Annotated in this window: 19 protein-coding genes; 9 read left to right on the top strand and 10 right to left on the bottom strand. The window is 73.4% G+C overall.

Annotation, left to right across the window (positions count from 1 at the left end):
• Nucleotide 1: 1 nt before the first annotated feature.
• The 10 genes from B207_RS0112840 to B207_RS0112795 all read right to left on the bottom strand — a co-directional run bounded on the left by B207_RS0112840 (nt 2) and on the right by B207_RS0112795 (nt 11,102).
• On the bottom strand, nt 2–652 hold the full coding sequence (locus B207_RS0112840) for an SGNH/GDSL hydrolase family protein (protein WP_018636945.1): 651 nt from the start codon (nt 650–652) through the stop codon (nt 2–4).
• A complete protein-coding gene (locus B207_RS0112835; RefSeq protein WP_018636944.1) occupies nt 649–1,572 on the bottom strand; it encodes an alpha/beta hydrolase family protein in 924 nt (307 codons plus the stop codon). Before B207_RS0112835 ends, B207_RS0112840 begins: the two co-directional genes overlap by 4 nt.
• A gap of 2 nt (nt 1,573–1,574) precedes the next feature.
• Nucleotides 1,575–2,159 (bottom strand): YiiD C-terminal domain-containing protein, encoded by a 585-nt coding sequence (locus tag B207_RS0112830; protein ID WP_018636943.1) that lies wholly within the window; start codon nt 2,157–2,159, stop codon nt 1,575–1,577.
• On the bottom strand, nt 2,156–3,409 hold the full coding sequence (locus tag B207_RS0112825; protein WP_018636942.1) for an acyl-CoA dehydrogenase family protein: 1,254 nt from the start codon (nt 3,407–3,409) through the stop codon (nt 2,156–2,158). The genes B207_RS0112830 and B207_RS0112825 overlap by 4 nt, the downstream gene beginning before the upstream one ends.
• A 38-nt stretch (nt 3,410–3,447) precedes the next feature.
• A complete protein-coding gene (locus tag B207_RS0112820; RefSeq protein WP_018636941.1) occupies nt 3,448–4,683 on the bottom strand; it encodes an NAD(P)/FAD-dependent oxidoreductase in 1,236 nt (411 codons plus the stop codon).
• A gap of 61 nt (nt 4,684–4,744) precedes the next feature.
• Nucleotides 4,745–6,649: an AMP-dependent synthetase/ligase gene (locus B207_RS0112815; protein ID WP_035740587.1), complete on the bottom strand. Its 1,905-nt coding sequence runs from the start codon at nt 6,647–6,649 to the stop codon at nt 4,745–4,747.
• Between the two features lie 161 nt (nt 6,650–6,810).
• Entirely contained in the window at nt 6,811–7,566 is a 756-nt protein-coding gene (locus tag B207_RS33705; RefSeq protein WP_018636939.1) for an HAD family hydrolase, read from the bottom strand.
• Nucleotides 7,567–7,576: 10 nt separating this feature from the next.
• Nucleotides 7,577–8,446 carry an MBL fold metallo-hydrolase gene (locus B207_RS0112805; protein ID WP_051102512.1) on the bottom strand — a complete coding sequence of 290 codons (870 nt, stop codon included), beginning with the start codon at nt 8,444–8,446 and terminating at the stop codon, nt 7,577–7,579.
• 295 nt (nt 8,447–8,741) lie between these two features.
• A complete protein-coding gene (locus tag B207_RS0112800) occupies nt 8,742–9,677 on the bottom strand; it encodes a LysR family transcriptional regulator (RefSeq protein ID WP_018636937.1) in 936 nt (311 codons plus the stop codon).
• Between the two features lie 174 nt (nt 9,678–9,851).
• Nucleotides 9,852–11,102 carry a cytochrome P450 gene (locus B207_RS0112795; RefSeq protein ID WP_018636936.1) on the bottom strand — a complete coding sequence of 417 codons (1,251 nt, stop codon included), beginning with the start codon at nt 11,100–11,102 and terminating at the stop codon, nt 9,852–9,854.
• A 249-nt stretch (nt 11,103–11,351) separates the two neighbouring features.
• Between B207_RS0112795 and B207_RS0112790 the strand changes: the two genes are divergently transcribed.
• The 9 genes from B207_RS0112790 to B207_RS33700 form a co-directional block, all read left to right on the top strand.
• Complete coding sequence (locus B207_RS0112790; protein ID WP_018636935.1) at nt 11,352–13,151, top strand: AMP-binding protein; 1,800 nt, start codon at nt 11,352–11,354, stop codon at nt 13,149–13,151.
• A gap of 98 nt (nt 13,152–13,249) precedes the next feature.
• A complete protein-coding gene (locus B207_RS0112785) occupies nt 13,250–14,038 on the top strand; it encodes a ferritin-like domain-containing protein (protein WP_018636934.1) in 789 nt (262 codons plus the stop codon).
• Nucleotides 14,035–14,754: a hotdog domain-containing protein gene (locus B207_RS0112780; RefSeq protein ID WP_018636933.1), complete on the top strand. Its 720-nt coding sequence runs from the start codon at nt 14,035–14,037 to the stop codon at nt 14,752–14,754. The genes B207_RS0112785 and B207_RS0112780 overlap by 4 nt, the downstream gene beginning before the upstream one ends.
• The gene (locus B207_RS0112775) at nt 14,754–15,017 is read left to right on the top strand and encodes an acyl carrier protein (protein WP_018636932.1); all 264 of its coding nucleotides are present in this window, start codon (nt 14,754–14,756) and stop codon (nt 15,015–15,017) included. Before B207_RS0112780 ends, B207_RS0112775 begins: the two co-directional genes overlap by 1 nt.
• Nucleotides 15,014–15,916 carry an SAM-dependent methyltransferase gene (locus tag B207_RS0112770; RefSeq protein WP_018636931.1) on the top strand — a complete coding sequence of 301 codons (903 nt, stop codon included), beginning with the start codon at nt 15,014–15,016 and terminating at the stop codon, nt 15,914–15,916. Before B207_RS0112775 ends, B207_RS0112770 begins: the two co-directional genes overlap by 4 nt.
• Nucleotides 15,917–15,936: 20 nt before the next feature.
• A complete protein-coding gene (locus B207_RS0112765) occupies nt 15,937–16,878 on the top strand; it encodes an acyl-ACP desaturase (protein ID WP_018636930.1) in 942 nt (313 codons plus the stop codon).
• A complete protein-coding gene (locus B207_RS0112760; RefSeq protein ID WP_035740583.1) occupies nt 16,875–18,386 on the top strand; it encodes an NAD(P)/FAD-dependent oxidoreductase in 1,512 nt (503 codons plus the stop codon). The genes B207_RS0112765 and B207_RS0112760 overlap by 4 nt, the downstream gene beginning before the upstream one ends.
• 63 nt (nt 18,387–18,449) lie before the next feature.
• Nucleotides 18,450–19,919, top strand: coding sequence for a class I adenylate-forming enzyme family protein (locus tag B207_RS0112755; RefSeq protein ID WP_018636928.1), 1,470 nt, complete (start codon nt 18,450–18,452; stop codon nt 19,917–19,919).
• A gap of 582 nt (nt 19,920–20,501) precedes the next feature.
• Nucleotides 20,502–21,257 (top strand): HpcH/HpaI aldolase/citrate lyase family protein (locus tag B207_RS33700; protein WP_035740582.1); only part of this gene is annotated, 756 nt, incomplete at its 3' end.

Below are 21,257 nucleotides of genomic sequence, written 5' to 3'. Positions count from 1 at the left end.
GTCAGTAGGACAGGAGCCCGACCCCGGCGCCGACGCCCGCGGGCTCGCGGCCGACCGGAACCATGCCGGTGTGCAGGCCCACGAAGTCGGCCATGGTCTCGGCGAAGTGGTGGTGGCCCCGCGGGTTCGGGTGCAGACCGTCGGCGTCCCACAGCGTCGGGCCGTGCCACTCGGTCGCCGCCCCGATGTCGAGGCACAGCGCGCCGGCCGCCGCGGCGGCCCGGGTCAGGTCCTCGTTCGCGCGGGCGAAACGGTCGCGCAGCAGCGCCCGGAACGGCGCCGGGAGATCCAGGTTCCCGGGGATGTCCGGGTAGGTCGCGGTGAACAGGACGGTGTCCGGGCCGGCGAGGCGACGCAGGATCGCCCGCAGGTTGTGCGCGAAGCGGCCCGGGTCGTAGTCGCTGATCAGGTCGTTCACACCGCCGATGAAGCCGATCATGGTGGCCTTGTTGACCAGGGCGGCCGGCACCTGCCGGTCGAGGATGTGCCCGGTGGTGGCCTGGTGGGTGCCGAGGTTGCGGTAGCCGCCGGGCGGGATCGCGAACAGGTCGGCGAAACGCGGCACCCAGCCGCCGTACGAGCCGTCGGGCCGCGGGTCGCCGCGGCCCTCGGCGAAGCTGTCGCCGAGGACGACCAGCCGTGCGCGGGTCATCGTCCGCCCCCGTGGGAGTCCGTGCCGGCGGGCAGCCGGCCACTGGTGATCCAGGTCGCGGCGGCGCGCCCGATCACCGCGCTGTCCTTGACCCAGGCGAAGTGGTCCCGGTTCTCGACGCCGGAGGACTCCACGACATGCCAGCGGGTGAGCTGTGCGGCGGGCATCCGGGAGCACAGGAAGTCGACATTCGAGGCCGGGCCGAGCCGGTCGTCGTCCAGCGAGATCGCGAGGACGGGCAGGCCCAGCGTGCGCAGCGCGTCGTCGTGCCGGCGGGCGGAGCCGCGCGGCCGGCACCGACTCGTCCGCGACTGGCGGGCCCAGTCGACCATGACCTGGCCGGACATCGCCCCGCCGATGAGCATGCCGCCGGGCCAGAAGCCGCGCACCCGGGCGACCAGACCGATCGTCTGGATCTTCCAGAACGCCTCGAACCAGTCCCGGCGCGCGAACGCCCGCCAGTAGGGCGTACCGGTGCCGATGGTCAGGACGCCGGCGACGCTCCCCGGCTCGGACGCCGCGTGGAACAGCGCCAGCTGGCCGCCGAGGCTGTGCCCGAACAGGTACAGCGGCGCGTCGGGGAACCGGGCCCGGATCGTGGCGACCACGGCCGGGACGTCCACCTCGATCAGCTCGCGGTAGCCGAAGTTCGGCTGCTCCCGCAGACCGGGGGTGCTGTCGCCGTGGCCGCGCTGGTCGCACAGCACCACCGACAGCCCGGCGCCGTGCAGCGCCGTCGCCAGCGGGAAGTAGAACTTCGCCTTCAGCGCCATCGCCGGCAGCAGCGCGACGACGGGGGACGTCCGGTCCTCCTGGGCCATGATCCGCAGCATCAGGGTGATGCCGTCGCCGACCGGCACCGGCACCTTCTCGGTGGGCACACGGCCCGTGGCGGCCTTCGTCGACTCGGTCGTGGCCATGGTCAGTCCCCGGCGATCGCGCAGGCGTAGTCGAAGTGGAACCGGGCCACCACGACGTCCGCGTCGTCGTACAGCACGGCGCGCACGTCGAGATCGAACCGCTCCGGCCCGGTGCCGGCGAGGACGCGGCGGGTCTCCCGCTCGTCCACCAGGCCCACCGCGCGGATCCGGCCGCGGGCCGGCCGGCGGAACGCCGAGCGTGCGTCGCGGACGACGAGGCTCTCGAACCGGCTCAGCCGTGCCGCGAGCGCGCCCGCCACCGCCGCGGCCCCGGCGAGGTCGGCGGCGAGGAACAGCGCGCCGGCGTGGACGGTGCCGAGCTGGTTGGTCAGGTCGGCCCGGTCCGGTATCTCCACGACGGAACGCTCGGCGTCGATCTCGGTGATGTCGATGCCGACGAACCGCCGGAACGGCACGATCGCGTTGGCGATCTCCCGGATCCGGTCGAAGTCCGGTGCGGACGTGTCGGCCGTCGCCTGGTCGAAGATCGCGAACGGCCCGGCCGCGCCGCGACCGGTCCCGCCCGGGTCGGCCGGCTGGGCGCCGGCCTGGCGCGGCGGCGTGGCTGGTGCGGACGTCGATGTCATCTGCTCTCCAGGACGGGCGTGGGGGCGGCGGGCGCCGGGGCGGCGGCGACGGGGGTGGCAGGCACGGGGGCAGGCACGGGGGTGGGCGCGGTGTGCGCCCGCAGCACCCGGCGCGCGATCGAGGCGCGCAGGACCTCGGACGAGCCCTCGTAGATGCGGAACCCGCGGGCCTCGACGAGGAAGCGGGCGACCAGGTGGTCCTCGCAGATCCCGAGCCCGCCGTAGAGCTGGACGACCCGGTCGAGCACCCGCCACACCGCCTCGGCGACGAACGTCTTCGCGATCGCCGCGCCGTGGCGGGCGGTGGAGCTCGCCAGGCCGTCGGTGTCGAGCACCCGCGCGACCGACCGTACGAGCGCCCGCGCGGCGGCGATGTCGATCTCGTTGTCGGCGACGTGGGCCTGCGCCATCCCGTGCTCGGAGATCGGCTGGCCGAACGAGGACCGGCCGGTGATGTGGGCGGCGGCCATCTCGTGCGCCCGGGCGGCCAGGCCGAGCCAGCTCATGCAGAACGCCAGCCGTGACGGCGCCAGGCGGACCTGGGCGTACCGCAGACCGGCGCCGACGTCGCCGAGCACCGCCTCGTCCGGCACGAAGCAGTCGGCGAAGGCCACCTCGCAGTGCCCGCCGGCCGCGCTGTGGTCCAGGGTGGGCATCCGGCGCCCGACCCGCAGGCCCGGGTTGTCCTGGTCGACGAGGAACATCGTGATGCCGCCGTCCTCGGTCCGCGCGATGCAGATCGTGAACGCGGCACCCTCGGCGCCGGTGATGAAGTGCTTCGCCCCGTCGATCACCCAGCCGCCGGAGACACGGGCGGCGGCGGTGCGGACCATCGACGGGTCCGAGCCGGCGCCCGGCGCCGGCTCGGTGAGCGCGATGGCCGAGCGGGTCTCGCCGCGCAGCAGCGGGTGCAGGTAGCGCTCGGCCTGCTCCCGGGTGCACGCGGCGGCGAGCAGGTGCATGTTGCCGTCGTCGGGCGCCGCGCAGTTGACGGCGGTGGGGCCGATGAGGCTCGTCCCGGCGGCCTCCAGCACCTCGGCGAGGCCGGCGTTGTCCAGGCCGAGCCCGCCGAGCTCGACCGGGGTGAGCGGCCCGAACACCCCGGCCTCGCGGGCGGCGCGCTGGAGGTCGACCCGGACGTCGTCGTCCATGTGCCGACCCGCCACGACCAGCTCCCGCTCGACCGGCAGGACCTGCTCCTGGACGAAGGCCCGGGTGCGCCGGGCGAGCTCGCCGACATCGGTACTCATCAGCCTGCCTCCGATCCCTCTGTCCTCGGTCCGTCGGCTCAGCCGGCCGACAGCAGGCGCTTCTCGGCGGGCGTGCCGACCTCCTCGTAGAGCTCGGCGAGGTTGTCGGGGTGGAAGAAGTCGTGGCCGGGGATGCCGCCGGCGATCATGGCGAAGAACCTCTTCGTGTATCGCGGGCTTTCCGCGGTGGCCCGGAAGACCGAGTCCAGGAACGGCGGCAGGACGAGGTGCGCGAGGGTGCAGGTCAGCTGGAACGTGCCGTGGCTCTCCTCGTCGCGGACCTTGACGTACTCGGCCGCCGCGTCGTCCAGCGTCCGCTCGCCGGCCAGTGCCGCGAGCAGCCGGTCGGCGAGCAGCTGCGCCTGGTTGAAGGCGTCGGTGATGCCCCAGCCGGTGAAGGGGTCCTTGTGGTAGCCGGCGTCGCCGACCAGTGCCCAGCCCGGCCCGCTCGAGCGCCGGTAGTAGTTGTCCGGGTACCGCATGGGCCGGAACTCCTCCGCGCGCCGGCCGCGGGCCCGCAGGTCCTCGCCCAGCTCGGGCAGGACGTTGTCGAAGATGGCGTGGAAGCTGCCCTCGACGTCCGCGCGGAACTCGCTGAACGCCGAGCGCGGGCGGATGATCGACAGCATGTGCTGCCCGCCGTTCGTCGGCCAGGTGCCGAACTGCTGCTCGCCGAAGCCCGTCCGGTGGTGCATCGGCCAGTCCAGGCCGTCGTAGTACGAGTAGTAGATGAAGCCGGCGGCGGGCACCACCTTGTAGAAGTCCGCGCCGACCTTGTCCGCCACGGTGGACGTCCGCCCGTCCGCGCCGACCACGAACCCGGCGCGGAACTCCTGCTCGGGGCCCTCGCCGACGCGGCCGCGGATCCCGGCCACCCGGCCGTCGTCGAACAGCAGGTCGGTGACGGTGAAGCCCTCGACGACCTCGGCGCCGGCCTCGCGGGCCGCGTCGACGAGCAGGTTGTCCAGCACGGTCCGCCGCGGGCAGTAGACGGCGTCGATACCCTCGATCGGGTCGGCGAAGCCCTCCAGGAAGATGCCGGTGTAGGAGAACGTCAGGTGGCGGATCGGCGGGACGCCGGTGGCGACCAGGCGGTCCAGCAGCCCCCAGTCCCGCAGCCGGGCCAGCCCGGTCTGGTGCATGTAGTGGGTCGAGACGGTGTCGCTGGGGAAGGTGGCGCGGTCCACGACCAGGACCCGGTGGCCCTGGCGGGCCAGCAGCATGGCGAGGGGCGATCCGGCGCAGCGCGCACCGACCACGATGACGTCGTACATCTTTGGGAGCTCCCGTCGGACAGGCGGGTGGAGGAGAGTTCGGGCGGAGCGGGTGAGGGGGTCAGGCGGGTGTCGAGGCGGCCGCGGCCGCGGGCACGGTGGCCGGCACGGACGCCGCCGCCGGCGGGGCCGGGGGAGCCGCCGCGTAGAGTTCCTCGATCTCGGCGGCGAAGGCGGCCTCGATCTGCGCGCGGCGCAGCTTCATCGAGGGCGTGAGATGGCCGGCGTCGATGGTGAACTGGCCGGGCAGCACCCGGATCCGCCGGATCGACTCGGCGCGGGAGACGAGGCCGTTGGCGTCGTCCACCGCTTCGCGCAGCCGGTCCAGCAGGCCGGGGTGTTCCCACCAGCCGTCGGCGTCCAGATCGATGCCAGCGGTGTCGGCCAGAGTGCGCAGCACGGCCGGCTCGAGGGTGAAGAGCGCGGCGACGTACGGGCGGGCCTCGCCGATGACCATGGCGTCGGCGACCAGGGGATGCAGCCGCAGCCGGTCCTCCAGCAGCGTCGGCGTGACGTTCTTGCCGCCGCTGGTCACCAGGATCTCCTTGCGCCGGCCGGTGATGACCAGGAAGCCGTCGGCGTCGAGCCGGCCCAGGTCACCGGTGTGCAGCCAGCCCGGATCGCCGGCGGCGGCGACCTCGGACGGGTCCTGGCCGGCACGCCAGTAGCCGGGGGAGACGTTGGGCCCGGCGACCAGCACCTCGCCGTCGTCGGCGATCGCGACCGTCGTTCCCGGGATGGGCTGGCCGACGGTGCCCGGGCGGTTCGTCGCGGGCTGGTTGACCGTCACGGCGGTCGCCGCCTCGGTCAGCCCGTAGCAGTTGAGGATCTCCACGCCGAGCCCGCGGTAGTAGGCCGCGGTGGTGGTGTCCAGCGACGCGCCGCCGCTGATCACATGGGTGAGCCGCCCGCCGAAGACCGTGCTGGCCCGAGCCAGGGCCGCCGGGTCCGGCCGGCTGGTGGGGCGTCCCGGAGAGCCGTCGCCGTTCCCCTCGGCGCCGCCGCCGGTGTCGTCACCGGCCGCCGCGGCCGTCGCCGTCGCCGCGGCCAGGCCGGTGGCCACCGCCGCCAGCTCGGTGTCGGTGTCGATCGCCCGGCGCAGCCCCTTGCGGATCTTCTCCAGGCCGTAGGGGACCAGCGCCAGCGCCGACGGCCGGAAGGTCGCCATGGCGGGCAGCAGTTCGGTCACGGCGGGCAGCAGCCCGGTCCGCGTGCCGGCATAGAGGCAGGCGACCAGGATCGTCCGCCCGAAGACGTGCGCCAGCGGCAGGCACAGCAGCGTCGACGCCTGCCCGCCGCCGTCACCCGCCAGGCGGAACAGGTCGCCGGTGTGCTCGACGGTGTTGGCGCTGGAGGCGAACAGGTTGCCGTGGGTGAGCATGCAGCCCTTCGGCATGCCGGTCGTCCCACTGGTGTAGACGATCGTCGCCAGCGAACCGGCGCGGACGGCGTCGCGCCGCCGGGTGAACTCCGCTGTGCCGGCCGGGTCGCCGCCGGTCGCCGCGCCCCATCCGTCGAGATCCGCCAGCGGCCAGGGGGCCGTGTGCAGGGCGCCGCCCGCGGCGGCGGTCACCAGCTCCAGGTGCTCCGGCGTCTCGGCGAAGCACCACCGCATCCCCGAGTCGGTGACGATGTGGGCGATCTGCGTCGACGACGCGGTCGGGAAGATCGGGACGGTGACCGCGCCGACCGCGAGCACCGCGAGGTCGGCCACCACCCACTCGTAGCTGGTCCGGCCCAGCAGGCCGACCCGGTCACCGGCCTCGACGCCGGCCCGCAGCAGGCCACCGGCCGCCTGGCGGACATGGGCGTCGAGATCGCGGTAGGTGACGTCCGCCCAGCCCGCCGCCACCGGCCGGCTGAGGGCCACCAGCTCCGGGGTGGTCCGCGCCCGGTCGTGAACAAGGGAGTACAGGCCACGGTCATCAGGCAGGACGAGACCCGCGCCCAGGGTGTACTGCGACACACCGACCACCTATTCGTGACGAGGTTCGGGGAATTCCTGGGTGAATTTCCGAACCAAGTCTCCGTGCGGCACGGTGTGGTTGGCAATGTCTTTGTCGCTAACGATCCGTAAACGGCGTCAATCGCTGCCGCTGGCCGTTTCGATGGATCGATGGAAACTATTTATTCTTCAGCGGGAATTCCTGGGCCGTGGCCGGCGGCGGTCCACTGCTCGACGAGCCGCAGGGTGCGGGACGGGTCCGCGTGCTCGATGACCTGCCAGCCCCGGGCCCGGGCCGCGGCGCAGTTCGCCGCCACGTCGTCGATCAGCAGGCACGCCGCCGGCGGCACCCCGAACGTCGACTCGGCCAGCGCGAAGATCTCCGGGTCGGGCTTGCGCAGCGCCACCTCGAAGGAGTTGATCGTCACCTCGAACGGCCACGGGCGCACGTCCGGTGCCAGCGCCCGGCGGTGCGGCTCCCACTCGCGGATGCTGTTCGTCAGCATCCCCACCCGCAGGCCCCGGGCGCGCACCTGGGCGAGCAGCTCGAACAGCGCGGTGTTGGCGGTCCGTCCGGCGTACCAGTGGTCACCGAAACGGGTCAGGTCGAGCTGCGGCGTCCAGCCCGGCGCCAGCTCCGCGGTGACCCGCAGGCCCCACTCCCGCTGGGTGAGCCGGCCCAGCTCGAGCGGCTCGATCAGGGCGCCCCCGTAGGGGGCGGCGACCCGCCGGATCGCGGCGAGGAACTCGTCCGCGGGGATGCCCGCGGCGGCCGCGACCTGGCCGAACAGGCCGTGCAACGGCGAGGTGAGAACCCCGCCGTAGTCACACCAGACCGCCTGCACCGCCTGTACCACCGGCTCCCCGGGGGCCTCGTCGGCTGCCGCGGGGGGTGCCTCGTTCGCTGCCTCGTTCGCTGCCACGGTCGGATCGGTCATGGGTGAATTGTCAGGCACGTGGGGTCAGCTCGGGGGCGACCCGGGGCAGTGGCCCGGTCTCGCGGGCGGCGAAACGGCCGGCGGGGGCGGCCAGGTGCACCGGCCCGTCGAACGCGCGCTCGGCGTCGGCCTTGCGCGCCTGCAGCCACGCCGGCTCGGCGGTCACGAAGTGGGTGAGGACGAGCTGCCCCACCCCGGCAGCCGAGGCGACGGCCCCGGCGTCGGTGGCACTGAGGTGGCCGTGGTCCGTGGTGTCGGTCAGCTCCAGGGTCGACTCGGCGAGCAGCAGGTCGACGTCCTGCGCGAACGGCACCAACTCGGCGGTCACCCCGGTGTCGCCGGTGTAGGCCAGGCTGCCCGACGCGCTGTCGATCCGGGTACCGCAGTTCGGGACGGCGTGCCGCAGCTCGTGCAGGCTGACCGTGGCGTCGCCGACGTCGAAGGTGTCACCCGGCGTGTACTCGCGGACGTCGAACGCCACCTCGAAGGCCCGGTCCAGCAGCGGGATCGTGGTGACCGGGAACAGCGCGGCCAGTGCCCGCAGCCGCTCCCGGCCCCCCACCGGCACGTACAGCGGCACCGGGGCGCGCTGGACCCGGGCGGCCAGCTCCGGCAGGGACGGGAACAGCTTCGCGAACTGGCCGTGCCCGGCCAGCAGCGTCTTGCCGACGGGCAGCAGGTCGTAGCAGTGGTCCAGGTGCAGGTGGCTGATGACGACCGCGTCCAGCCGATCCGGGTGCATGATCGTGCTGAGCGCGGTGGCGGCCCCGGGGCCGCAGTCCAGCAGCAGGCGGGCCGCACCGGTCTCCACCAGGTAGCTGGAGCTGCACTGGCCGGCGGCGGGCATCCCCGACCGGCACCCGAGGACCGTCAACTGCATGTCCGTGTCCATTCTGTCGGACAGCGTCGGGACTCCGGCGACGCCGTCAGGAACGCCGCCACCCCGGTGCCGCCGTCATAAGCGCCGCGGACCTGGGACAACAGCAGGGCCCGGTACGGCGACCAGCCGGCACCGCCCGTTTGAGCGATGTTCTGCGCCCCGCAGTTCGTCGGCAACGCAGAAATCCCGAACGGACAATTCAGGATGCCAATCGCCCGCGCCGTGGGCAGGACCCAGCGCAAGCCAGGCGCCGGGGCGTCACCCGGCAGGAGCCCGGGGCGTCACCCGGAAGGAGTCAGGCGCCGGCCGGGTCGGGGCGGGGCGCGGCGCCGGCCGGCGGCCGGTCGACGAAGGGGCCGGCGGCCTCCAGACAGTCGAGGAAGGCGCTCACCACCGGCTGCGGATCCGGCCGCCACACGGCGTACATCCCCACGGTCGGGACCGGGTCGACCAGGCGCACGGCGGACAGCCCGTGCCCCGGGGGGTGCGCGCCGCGGGCGGCCGAGGCGAACCCGACCACCGGCTTGGTGGTGACGACGATGCCGGTCGCCCCGGAGTCGTCCACCTCGTCGGAGACCGTCAGGGCGATGCCGCAGCGGTCGGCCGCCGCGAGGATCGCGTCATGCATCGCGGGGCTCTGCTCCCGGCGGAACAGCACACACGGCTGGTCGGCCAGCTCCCGGAACGGGACCTCGGCCCGCGCCGACCAGGGATGGCGGCGGCTGACCACCGCGACCAGCGGGATGGTCGCCACCCGCTGGGAGCGCAGCTGCGCGGAGGGCGGGCCGGCGAAGACCAGCGCGACGTCGAGGCGGCCCTCGGCGAGGGCGGACAGCTGCGGGCCGCTGCGCGCCTCCCACAGCGTGGTCGACACCCCGGGGTAGTCGGCGGCCAGCCTCAGCAGCGTCGGCTGCAGCACCCGCTGCCCGGCCGGGTAGTTGAACCCGATGCTGATCATGCCGGTACGTCCGGACGCCGCCTCGCGGGCGACCGTGACGGCCCGCTGCGTCGCGTCCAGCAGCCGCCGCGCCTCCACCTCGAAGGCGCGGCCGGCGGCGGTGAGCCGCACCTCGTGGGAGGTGCGGGCGACCAGCTCGACGCCGATGTCGCGCTCCAGCCGCTGCAGCTGCTGGCTCAGGGACGGCTGGGCCAGGTGGAGCCGGGCCGCCGCCCGGCCGAAGTGAAGCTCCTCCGCGATGGCCAGGAAGGACGTGAGGTATCGCAGTTCCATGGCCATCCTCCCACTGGGCGGCCACCACGCTACCGGTGGGCGCTAACCGCCGGTGACGCGCACGTGTGGACGGGGGAACGGGAAAATGGCGGATAGTCGGCGGGTGGTCGGCGGGTGGTCGGCGGGCTGTCAGGGCGACCAGCGGCCACGTCGGCGCGGCGCCGGCGGGGAGGGTCAGGCGCGGAACCGGACGGGAAGTTCGGCCAGGCCCCGGATGAGCAGGTTCGGCTTGTACGCGGGTGCGTCGTCGAGCAGCTCCGCGGCTGCCACCCGCCGGGTGAACCCGGCCAGCAGCAGCTCCATCTCGAGCAGCGCCAGCGGTGCGCCGAGGCAGTAGTGGTGCCCGAGGCTGAACGACAGGTGCCGGGGTGCCCCGGCACCGCCGACGGGCCCGCCCGAGCTGCCCGGCCCGCCGGCGAACCGGCGCAGGTCGAGCCGTTCCGGGTCGGGGTAGGCCGCCGGGTCCCGGTTGGCGCAGGCGATCAGAGCGACGACACCCTCGCCGGGCGCGAACACCCGCCCGCCGACGGTCAGCTCACGCTTCGCGGCGCGGGTGTTGAGGTGGATCGGCGAGTCGTAGCGGAGCAGCTCCTCCACGGCCGGGCCGATCAGGTCGGGCTCGGCGCGCAGCAGCGCGAGCTGGTCCGGATTGCGCAGCAGCGCGAGCATGCCGTTGCCGACCAGGTTCACCGTGGTCTCGTGGCCGGCGATGATCAGTGTCACGCAGGTGCCGAGGAGCTCGTCGGCGGTCAGCCGGTCGCCGCCGTCCTCGACCTGGGCGAGAACGGAGATCAGGTTGTCGCCGGGCTCGTTGCGGTGGTGCTCCACCAGCTCGCTGAAGTACCCGAGGAACTCCGGGATCGCCCGGTTGCGCTCGGCCAGCGCCTGCGGGCTCATCAGGGCGTCGGGGTCGAAGGCCCGCGCCAGTGCCTGCGACCAGACCTGCACCGCCGGATGGTCGGCCGCCGGCACTCCCAGGATCTCGCAGATGACGGTGAGCGGCAGTGGGTAGGCGAGCGTCTCGATGAGGTCGAAGTCACCGGCGGCGAGGGCGTTGTCGAGCAGCTCGTCGACGAGTGCCTCGATACGGGGCCGCAGCAGCTGGACGCTGCGCGGGGTGAAACCCCTGCTGACCAGGCCGCGCAGCCTGGTGTGGTCCGGCGGCTCCATCCACAGGAACGTGGTGGGGAAGCTTTCCGCCGGCAGGGTCGGGTGCATCTGGTGGGCTTCGAGGTCGTGCCCCCAGTCCTGGTTCGCGAGGATGGCGACGCAGTCGGCGTGCCGGGTCGCGACCGGCAGCCCGAACGGCGTCGAGTGCAGCGCTCCCGCCTCGCGCAGCCGCCGGTAGACGGGATAGGGATCAGGCCTGGTGGCGGGGTCGAAGAGCTCGGCTAGCAGGGAGGTCGGGTTCTCCGTGGTGAACATCAGATGATATCCGTCCTGTCGATTTCTTAACGTCTCCCGTCGCCGCGGTGCGTGGCCGGCTCCGCGATTGTGTCGGCCGTATCGTCCGTTCTTCGCGCGGCCCCGCGCAGGCCGATTAGAGACGCTTATGGGCCCATAGTCGGAGCCAACAAATGTTTGACGCGCACCGCGCGGTAGGTAAACATTTCTTCCCGGTGGTGGCATCACAAATGCGTTCCGGCTGCGTGTGGAGGAAAGGACACCGGTGCAATGGGAGGAACGGACGGTGCGGTACGCGGCTCGAGGGCCGCGGTAGCGGGAGCGACGGCCGCCGCGGCGCTCGCCGCCGGCAGCGTGCCCGCCGCGCTCGCGGTCGTCGCGGCCCTGCGGCCCGACGTCCGCATCGATTTCCCGTCGTCCGGGGAGACGCTGACGATGCGCGAGCTCACCGACCGGGTGGAGGCGCTGGCCGTCGCCCTCGCCGCGGGTGGGGTCCACCCCGGGGCCCGGGTCGGTGTGCTCAGCGACAACGGGCCCGACTTCCTGGTGGCACTGGCCGGTGTGAACCGGGCCGGTGGCGCCGCGTGCCCGCTGCCGCTGCCCGCCTCCACCCGGGACCTCGCCGGCTACTCGGCACGACTGGCCCGCGCGGCGGCCGTCGCCGACATCAGCCTCGTCCTGGTGGGCGGGCGCACGGCCCGGCTGGCGAGCCGCTTCGCCGGGGCGTTCGACGTGGGCCGCGGCGTGCGGATCGCCCCGGTGGCCGAATTCCTCGCCGGCGGTGCCGCGGCAGCCCGCACGGGGCCGGCCCCCACCCCACCGCTCGAGGTGTCGCCGGAGGACGAGGCACTGGTCCAGTTCACCTCCGGCAGCACCGCCGCGCCGAAGGGCGTCGTCCTGACCCACCGCAACATCCTGGCCGGGCTGGCAGCGATCATCGGTGGCGCCGGGCTCACCGAGAACGACGGCGGCGGCGGCATCTGGCTGCCGCTGTTCCATGACATGGGGCTGTTCGGCACGCTCGCCGGCATCTTCGCCGGGATGCCGATGACGGTGTGGTCACCGGCCGCCTTCGTGAAGGATCCGGCCGGCTGGCTGGCGGACTTCCTGCGCCGCGGCGCCAGCATCGCGCCGATGCCGAACTTCGCCTACGACTACCTGGTGGACGCCGTGCCCGACCCGCTGGCGGCCGGTCTGGACCTGAGCGGCTGGCGGGTCGCCTTCAACGGCGCGGAACCGGTGTCACCGGTCTCCCTGGACCGCTTCCTCACCACGTTCGTCCCGGCCGGGTTCTCCCCGGCGGCGATGCTGCCCGTCTACGGCATGGCCGAGGCGACGCTGGCGGTCACCTTCCCGCCGCCCGGACGGGCGCGGCCGGTGTTCCGCTGGGTGGACCGTGACCTGCTCGCCCGCGCCGGCGTCGTACGGGACGTCCCGGCGGACGAGCCGAGTGCGCGCGGGCTGGTCGGCGTGGGACGGCCGGTGCGCGCGATGCGGGTCCGCATCGCGACTCCCGTCGGCGACCCCGAGCCGGGAGCGGACGCCGCCGCGCGGGCGGAGGTGCTGCCCGACGACATGGTCGGGGAGATCCAGATCCGCGGCGACTCCGTCACCGGCGGGTATCTGACCGAGTCCGGTGCCGCGCCGGCCGGGGCGTTCACCGCCGACGGCTGGCTGCGCACCGGCGACCTGGGCTTCCTGCGCGACGGCGAGCTCTACGTCACCGGCCGGGTCAAGGAGATGGTGATCGTCCGCGGGGTGAACTACTACCCGCACGACGCCGAGGACGCCGTCCGTGAGGTGCCCGGCGTCCACCGCCGCCGGTGCGTCGCCTGCGCCGACGTCGCACCCGACGGGACGGAGACCATGGCGGTGATCGCCGAGACCGCTCTGGCCGACGACGACGACGGCGAGCGGTCGGCGCTGGCCGCCCGGATCCGGTCCGCGGTCGGCGCCACGCTCGGCCTGAGCGAGGTGGCCGTGCACCTCGTCGGCCCCGACGCGCTGCCGCGGACGTCGAGCGGGAAGTTCCGTCGCCTCGCCGCCCGCGAGACCGCCCCGGCGGGCTGAGCCCCGGCGGGGCGGAGAACGTGGCGCCCGCCCGCCCGTCCGTCCCGACCTCGTCCACCGACCGTGCTCCTGCGGTCTGATCAGGCAGGTGCTGGCAGATGCACAGCTACGACGTGTTCCGTCACTACGAGCGCCAGGTGTGGCGGCTCGCCGACATCCCGTTCGACGAGGTGCGGCCGGAGGCCGTCCGCCCCGAGTACATCCGGATCGCGCGCGGCGCGGTGATGGGCGAGGCGAACTCGATCGCGGCCCAGCACGGGTTCTTCGACGAGTTCGTCCGCGACTACGACTTCTCCGCGTTCGTCGCCCTGTGGGGCTACCAGGAGCTGCAGCACCACTTCGCCTTCCGCGCCTGGCTGGAGGTGGTCGGCGAGCCGGTGGAGGCCGGCCCGGTCGAGGCGATGCGGGAGCCCTACGCGCCGGGCACCACGCCCGCGGCGACCCTCGCCACGAACATCATCTCCGAGCTGACGGTGAACCACGTCTACCGTGCGGTCGCCGCCTGGGTGCAGGAGCCGGTGCTGCGCCGGATCATGACCAACGCGAGCCTGGACGAGGCCGCGCACGCCCGCGAGTTCATCCACTACACCCGCCGCCGCCTCGCCGCGCATCCCGACGAGCTGGCCTCGGTCCTGGAAACGCTGTTCTTCTACACGTCCGAGCAGCGCATCAAGCACCCGGTGGGCGTCTTCAAGGGCGAGCTGGACGCACTGCGCGACCACGACACCATCGACACCGGGTTCGACTTCTTCCTCTCCCAGGTCGCGACCGAGGGGGAGCTGGCCCACCTCCAGGACAAGATCCGCCGGGCCTTCGGTGGGATGACGGGCCTCGACCTGACCACGAACGCGCGGGTCCGCCGCAGTCTCGCCGAGGCGATCGCGTGACCGGGCCGGCCGGCGAGGACCTGCCCACCGACGAGGACCTGCCCACCGACGGGGGTGAGCTGCTGACGCCCTGGGCCGTCCTGGACGACTACCAGTGCTTCGGCTGCTCGCCGCACAACCCGCATGGCCTGCGGCTGCGTTTCCGGGAGCGGCCCGACGGGCTCGCCGCCTCCTTCCGGCTCGGCCGGGCCCACGAGTCGTATCCCGGCGTGGTCCACGGCGGGCTCGTCGGCGTGATCTGCGACGAGACGATGGGCAACCTCCTCGTCCTGCGCACCGGCCGGCCGGCCTTCACCACGGCGATGCGGGTGCGCTACCTGGCGCCGATGCCGGTGGACGTCCCGCACGAGTGCCGGGCCCGGATCACCACCGAGCTGCCCGCGGCCGACCCGCCCGGCACCGACCCGCCCGGCACCGACGTGGTGGCCAGCGGTCCTCCGACCGGTGGCCCTCCGACCAGCGGTCTGCCCGCCAACGGGCTGATCAGCGCCGAGGCGGAGATCCTGAACGCCGCCGGCGACCTCGTCGCCACGGCGCGCGCGACCTACCGGCCGGTGGACCTGGACGCGGCCCGCGACCGCATCCAGCTCAGCGACCGCGCCGCCGGCCGTCTGGCAGACGCCCTCGCCGCCCCCGCCGTCCCCGCCGTCCCTGCCACCGCACCCGCACCCGTACCCGCAGCCGCAGCCGCCGTTCCCGCAGCCGAGGAGTCCTGATGCCCACCACCACGGAGCCGGTTCTCACGACCGTCACCGGCATTGTCGCCACCGAGCTGGCGACCAGCCCGGACACCGTCGACCCCGATCTCGACCTGCGCACCGTCGCCGGCGCCGACTCCGTGAAGGTGCTGCGCATGATCGCGCGCATCGAGCGGGCCTACGACATCGAGCTCGACGACGAGGACGTCTTCACCGTGACGACGGTCCGCGAGGTGACCGCGGTCGTCGAGCGCGCCCTCGCCGGCGGCGCGGCGGCATGACCGCCGCCCCCTCGGCCGCACCGGCCACCCGCGCCGCGGCCCCGGCGCGAGCCGGCGCCGCTGCCGGCGCCGGCGTCGCGGACACCAACCAGCACTACGACCTCGACCCGGAGATCTTCGGCCTGTTCCTCGACTCGCGCCGCAAGTACTCCAGCGGCCTGTACCGCACGGACGACGCGACCCTGGAGTCCGCGCAGCTCGCCAAGCTGCGCTTCGTCGCCGAGCGGCTCGGACTGCGCGGCGGCGAGCAGACGCTCGACGTCGGCTGCGGCTGGGGGTCGGTGGTCCTGTTCCTGGCCGCGGAGCTGGGCTGCCACGCGGTCGGGGTCAGCCCGGCCGGGCGGCAGCACGCGTACATCGCCGCCCGCGCCGCCGAGCTGGGCGTCGCCGAACTGGTCCGGACCCACCAGGGCCACTTCGAGACCCTCGACCTGCCGCCGGCGTCCTTCGACGCGGTGTCGTTGCTCGGCTCGATCGTCCACATGCCCGATCTGGACCTGGTGTTCCGCCGGGCCCGGGCGCTCCTGCGTCGCGGCGGGCGGCTGTACGTGTCCGAGTCCTGCTTCCGCAACGCGGCCGCGCACGCCGAGTTCGACCGCCGCGGCGGCACCGAGTTCGTCCGGAACTCGATCTTCGGCTGGGGTGACATGCGCCCGCTGTCGGAGCTGGTCCGGGCGGCGGAGGACGCCGGCTTCTCGGTCCGCTCCGTCGACGACCTGACCGAGGACTACCGCCGCACCATCGAGCACTGGCTGGGCAACGTCGCGGCGCACGCGGACCAGATCGACGCGATCCGGCCCGGCACGGCGCAGACCCTGAGCCACTACCTGCAGGTCGCCAACGCCGGCTGGGGCTACACCACCAAGCACTACGCGCTGGTCTGCCAGAAGTCGCGCTGACGAGCCGGAGAGACGACGCCATGACGAACACGAGTGCCCCGCCCCCGCCGCTGTCGCCGCCCGCGCCGTCCCAGGCGCCGTCCCGGACGTCGGACCCGGTGCTGCGTGGCCCGGTGCGGGGGCCGTTCCTGCCTCCCCGGGACATGGAGGAGGCCGTCACCGCGTACCACCTGGCGACCTCTCCCGCGCGGCGCTGGGACGTCGAGTCCGCCGTCGACTGGTCCGCCGCGGACGCCGGCCGGCTCACCGAGGGGCAGCGCTCCGCCGTGCGGTTCGTGACCCTGATCGAGGACCATCTGCCGGGCTACTTCGCCGTCTACACCCGCCGCTTCCCGCTGACGGCGGAGGTCGACCTGGCCGACTTCGCCCACCACCGGGAGCTGTACCACTTCACCGTCCGCTGGGCGGTGGAGGAGGACAGCCACGCCCGGGCGCTGTTCCGCTACCAGACCGAGTCCGGCATCGTCGACGCCGACACCCTGCGCCGGGAGCTGGCGGTGGAGGGCCGCAAGCCCTTCGAGCTCCCGCACGACGACGCGGTGGCGCTGTTCGCCTACGCGCTCGTGCAGGAGAAGGCGACGCAGATCTACTACCAGCAGCTGCGTGCCGTCGTCGGCGACCCGGTGCTGGCCGAGCTGCTCGGCCGGCTCAGCCGGGACGAGGCGCGCCACTTCACCTTCATGGCCGACGTCGTCGAGCGCTACCTGCGGACGCACGGCGACGCGGTGGTGGAGCCGATCCGCGACGTGATCGCCCGGTTCCGGATGCCGCTCGCGGACACGATGCGCGGCTACTGGCGCTGGGCGCTGCGGATCGCGGACACGGCCCGCTACGACCACACCGATGCCTACGACCACCTGATCCGCATCGTCAACCGCGCGGTGGACGCCCGGACGGACCGGGTCGACGAGCTCACCCGCTTCATCGCCGAGTGCCGCTCCGGCGCCGCGGCACCGGCATGACGCAGCCGGGCGTGAACGGCGGCGGCCCGGTGAGCGGCCCGGCCAAGGGCGCCGGCCCGGTGAACGGCGGCCCGGTCGGGGCACGCGCGGTGGTGCTCGGGGCCAGCGTCGCGGGCCTGCTCGCCGCCCGCGTGCTGGCCGACCACGTCAACGAGGTGATCATCGTCGAGGGTGACGACGTCACCGGTTCGGCCCACGGCCGGCACCGCGGCGGGGCGGCGCAGGGCCGGCACCTGCACGCCCTGATGGAACGGGGCCGGCAGATCCTGGAGGAACTGTTCCCCGGCCTGACCACCGAGCTCGCCGCCGGCGGGGTCCCGGCGGCCGAGACCCTGGTCGGCACCCGCTGGTACTTCGACGGCGCCCGGGTCGCCCCGGCGTCGACCGGGCTGACCTCGGTGCTGGCCAGCCGCCCGGTGCTCGAGGCGGCGCTGCGGGCCCGCACCCTGGCCCGGCCCGGGGTGCGCCTGCTGCCCGGGGTGCGGGCTGTCGGTCTCGCCCCCGCCGGGGCCACCGGGGCCACCGGGGCCACCGGGGCCACCGGGGTCGCCGGCGTGCGGATCCGGCCGCTCGCGGGGGACGCGCCGGCCCGTGTCCTCGCCGCGGACCTCGTGGTCGACGCGACCGGGCGGGGCACCCGCGGGCCCGAGTGGCTCGAGGAGCTGGGCCTCGCCCGGCCGCGCGCGGACAGCGTCGACGTGGACCTCGCGTACGCGTCCCGCACCTACCGGCGCCGGCCCGGGGAGCTGGGCGGCGACTTCGGCGTCATCATCTCGACCCTGCCGGGGCGGCGCGGCGGCGGCGCGGTGGCGCAGGAGGGCGACCGCTGGATCGTCACGCTGGCCGGGATGCTGGGCGACCACCCGCCGGTCGACCCGGACGGCTACGACCGGTTCGCGGCCTCCCTGCCCGCCGGGGACATCCACCGGCTCATCCAGGGCGCGCAGCCGCTTGACGACCCGGTGCGCTACCGGTTCCGGACGTCGCGCTGGCTGCGGTACGACCGGCTGCGCCCGGGCACGGACGGCTTCCTCGCGATCGGCGACGCCCTCTGCGCGTTCAACCCGCTCTACGCCCAGGGGATGACGGTGGCGGCCCAGCAGGCCCTCGCGCTGCGCGACTGCCTGCAGTCAGCCACGACCGGGCCGGCCGGGCCGGCCGGGCCGGCCGGGGCGTCCGGGACGGCCAGGCTGGACGGGCTGGCGCGCCGGTACTTCGCCGCGGCGGCGGGGCCGACGTCCCGGGCGTGGTCGATCGCCACCGACTCCGATCTGCGCTACCGGGAGATCCCCGGGCGGCGCGGTCTGCGTACCCGGGTGATCAACGCGTACGTCCCGCGCGTGCAGGCCGCGACGCGGGCCGACCCGGTGCTGGCCCGGGCGCTGCTGCGGGTGGTGAACCTGGTCGAGCCGTCGTCCACGCTGCTGACGCCGGCGGTGCTGGCGCGTACCGCGCGTTTCGGCCTGCGACGGATCCGGACACTTCCTCCGAACACCGAAAACGGCTAATTTTTACGCTGGTTTCGATTCGTCCCTCCGCGGGGGCCGGCGGGACTGACGGAGGGACGCGCCGTGGACGATCAGGTCAGCTACGCTCACCGCATTCAGCAGCTCGCCACCGAACGTCCGGACGAACCTGCCTTACGCCATATCGCGCTGGATGGCTCCACCGCCGTCCTGACCCGCGCGGAGCTGGACCGCCGCTCCGGGCAGCTCGCCGGGGCACTCGCCGCCCGCGGGCTGGGCGCCGGGGACCTGCTCGGCCTCGGCCTGCGCAACTCGCCGCAGTTCGTCCTCAGCGTGCTCGCCGCCTGGAAGCTCGGGGCCGTCCCCGTCCCGGTGCGCTGGGACCTGCCGGACTGGGAGCTCTCCCGGCTACGCGAGACGGTCGGGGCCCCCGTCCACCTCGGGGCCGCGGACCTCGGCTGGATCGACGCGACCGTCGACCTCGCCGTCCCGGAGCTGCCCGACGCGACGTCCCCGCAGATGAACGGGATCTGCAGCAGCGGCTCGACCGGCACGCCCAAGGTCATTCTCAACACCCGCCCGGCGGTCTACGACCCGCGGTTCACCACGCCGTTCATCGACCTGTGGGGCACCGAACCGGTGCCACGACCGCAGGTCATCCTGGTGCTCGCGCCGATGTACCACGCGAACGGGTTCTCCACCCTCTACAGCCTGCTCGGCGGGGACCAGCTGGTGGTGATGGAGAAGTTCGACGCCGCCCGGGTCGTCGACGTGGTCGAGCGGCACCGGGTGAGCACCTTCACGGCGACACCGACCATGCTCCGGCGCATCGCCGACCTGCCCGACATCGAGGGCCGCGACCTGTCGAGCCTCGTGTGGATCCTGCAGGGCGCCGCGCCGATGCCGCCGTCGCTGGTCCACCGCTGGGCGAAGCTGATCGGCCCGGAGCGCATCCTGATGGCCTACGGCATGACCGAGGCGATCGGCATCACCGCGCTGCGCGGGGACGAGTGGATGCGCCACCAGGGCAGCGTCGGGCGTGGCATGCGCGGCACCGAGGTCCTGATCCTGGACGACGACGGCCAGCCGCTGCCGCCCGGCGAGATCGGCGAGATCTTCCTGCGCACCCCCGGCACCGGCTACGGCGGTTACACCTACCTGGGCCAGGCACCGCAGCTGCGCCGGACCGATGAGGGCTACGAGACCGTGGGCGACCTCGGCTACCTCGACGCGGACGGCTATCTGTTCCTCGTCGACCGCCGCGTGGACCTGATCGTCACCGGTGGGGCGAACGTGTTCCCGGCCGAGGTCGAGATCGCCCTCATCGACCACCCGGAGATCTCCGACGTCGTCGTCATCGGCCTGCGCGACCCGGAGTGGGGCCGCCGCGTGCACGCTGTCATCCAGCCCGCGGATCCGTCCCGCCCGCCGACGGCCGGCGAGGTCATCGCCTACGCCAAGAGCCGGCTCGCCCCGTACAAGGTGCCGAAGACGGTCGAGATCGTGGACGCCATCCCGCGCAGTGAGGCCACCAAGGTGAACCGGGGGGCACTCGTCGCGACCCGCGGCGGCTGACCCGGCTCCGAACCGGTCTGCCGGTCGGTCGGTCGGTCGGCTGACCGCGCATCCGCGCATCCGCTCACCCGGTTCGGGGAACCGGCGCCGTTTGTCGACAGGCGGCGCCGGTTTCCTTTTGCGGACCGCCGGTCCGGTTGGCGGTGACCCGGGTGGGCGATTCGGGGGCGGTATGTCCGCCGACCTGGAATCACGCCTACCGGACAGCCGGGAATGCATTGTCCGGAGCGGTGGCGCAACACGGCCAGGCTCTTTCCCGGCTCCGGTCCGGTGGTCGTCGGGTCGTCGGGAGCGCTCTGGTGTGCCAGTGTGACGGGTGCCAGTGTGACGACAGGCACACCGGCAGGACGCCGCGGGAACGTCCTGATTTCGTGTGGAGCGTGCGACTGGCCTGACGGCTCCCCGGCCGTCGCCACCGCGCGATGACCAGACCTGTAACACCGACCTGACCAGCATCTGTGACCAGCACCTGTGACCAGCATCTCTGACCTGCAGTGACTGCCGGCCTCGCCGGCCGCCGGGGCGCTCGCCGGCCCCGTCGGCGCCCCGGCGTCCGGCTCGATGAAGGAGTTTTCGAGAAGAATGCCTCTGCGTGCTCGCCGGTCGTGTCTGGCGGTTCCGGCTTCCAACCTGAAGATGCTGGGTAAGGCGCAGGGCCTTCCCGCTGACCAGATCTTCTGTGATCTTGAGGACTCGGTGGCGCCGGGGGCGAAGGAGTCGGCGCGGGGGAACGTGGTGTCGGTGTTGAACGAGGGTGACTGGGCGGGTAAGACGCGGGTGGTGCGGGTGAATGACCTGACGACGAAGTGGACGTATCGGGATGTTGTGACGGTGGTGGAGGGTGCGGGGGCGAATCTGGACTGTGTGATGTTGCCGAAGGTGCAGACGGCGGCGCAGGTGCAGTGGCTGGATCTGTTGTTGACGCAGATCGAGGAGGTGATGGGTCTCGAGGTGGGGCGGATCGGTATCGAGGCGCAGATCGAGAACGCGTTGGGGTTGTCGAACGTGAAGGAGATCGCGTTCGCGAGCCCGCGGATCGAGACGATCATCTTTGGTCCGGCGGATTTCATGGCGTCGATGAACATGCCGTCGCTGGTGGTGGGTGCGTTGAGCCCGGACTATCCGGGGGATCCGTTCCACTACGTGNTGTTCAAGATTCTGGAGGCGGCGCGGGCGCGGGGTGTGCAGGCGATTGACGGTCCGTTCCTGCAGATTCGTGATGTGGAGGCGTTCCGGGGGGTGGCGAAGAAGTCCGCGGCGTTGGGGTACGACGGTAAGTGGGTGTTGCATCCGGGGCAGATCGAGGCGGCGAACGAGATCTACGCGCCTCGGCAGGAG

The organism is Parafrankia elaeagni (assembly GCF_000374165.1).
Lineage (GTDB): Bacteria > Actinomycetota > Actinomycetes > Frankiales > Frankiaceae > Parafrankia > Parafrankia elaeagni.
This window is presented reverse-complemented; position numbering and strand designations above follow the sequence as displayed.

Bases quoted from the DNA above. Each gene is read 5' to 3' on its own strand.
- B207_RS0112840 (WP_018636945.1), bottom strand. From the start codon at position 652: ATGACCCGCGCACGGCTGGTCGTCCTCGGCGACAGCTTCGCCGAGGGC.
- B207_RS0112835 (WP_018636944.1), bottom strand. From the start codon at position 1,572: ATGGCCACGACCGAGTCGACGAAGGCCGCCACGGGCCGTGTGCCCACC.
- B207_RS0112830 (WP_018636943.1), bottom strand. From the start codon at position 2,159: ATGACATCGACGTCCGCACCAGCCACGCCGCCGCGCCAGGCCGGCGCC.
- B207_RS0112825 (WP_018636942.1), bottom strand. From the start codon at position 3,409: ATGAGTACCGATGTCGGCGAGCTCGCCCGGCGCACCCGGGCCTTCGTC.
- B207_RS0112820 (WP_018636941.1), bottom strand. From the start codon at position 4,683: ATGTACGACGTCATCGTGGTCGGTGCGCGCTGCGCCGGATCGCCCCTC.
- B207_RS33705 (WP_018636939.1), bottom strand. From the start codon at position 7,566: ATGACCGATCCGACCGTGGCAGCGAACGAGGCAGCGAACGAGGCACCC.
- B207_RS0112805 (WP_051102512.1), bottom strand. From the start codon at position 8,446: ATGCAGTTGACGGTCCTCGGGTGCCGGTCGGGGATGCCCGCCGCCGGC.
- B207_RS0112800 (WP_018636937.1), bottom strand. From the start codon at position 9,677: ATGGAACTGCGATACCTCACGTCCTTCCTGGCCATCGCGGAGGAGCTT.
- B207_RS0112795 (WP_018636936.1), bottom strand. From the start codon at position 11,102: ATGTTCACCACGGAGAACCCGACCTCCCTGCTAGCCGAGCTCTTCGAC.
- B207_RS0112790 (WP_018636935.1), top strand. From the start codon at position 11,352: ATGGGAGGAACGGACGGTGCGGTACGCGGCTCGAGGGCCGCGGTAGCG.
- B207_RS0112785 (WP_018636934.1), top strand. From the start codon at position 13,250: ATGCACAGCTACGACGTGTTCCGTCACTACGAGCGCCAGGTGTGGCGG.
- B207_RS0112775 (WP_018636932.1), top strand. From the start codon at position 14,754: ATGCCCACCACCACGGAGCCGGTTCTCACGACCGTCACCGGCATTGTC.
- B207_RS0112770 (WP_018636931.1), top strand. From the start codon at position 15,014: ATGACCGCCGCCCCCTCGGCCGCACCGGCCACCCGCGCCGCGGCCCCG.
- B207_RS0112765 (WP_018636930.1), top strand. From the start codon at position 15,937: ATGACGAACACGAGTGCCCCGCCCCCGCCGCTGTCGCCGCCCGCGCCG.
- B207_RS0112760 (WP_035740583.1), top strand. From the start codon at position 16,875: ATGACGCAGCCGGGCGTGAACGGCGGCGGCCCGGTGAGCGGCCCGGCC.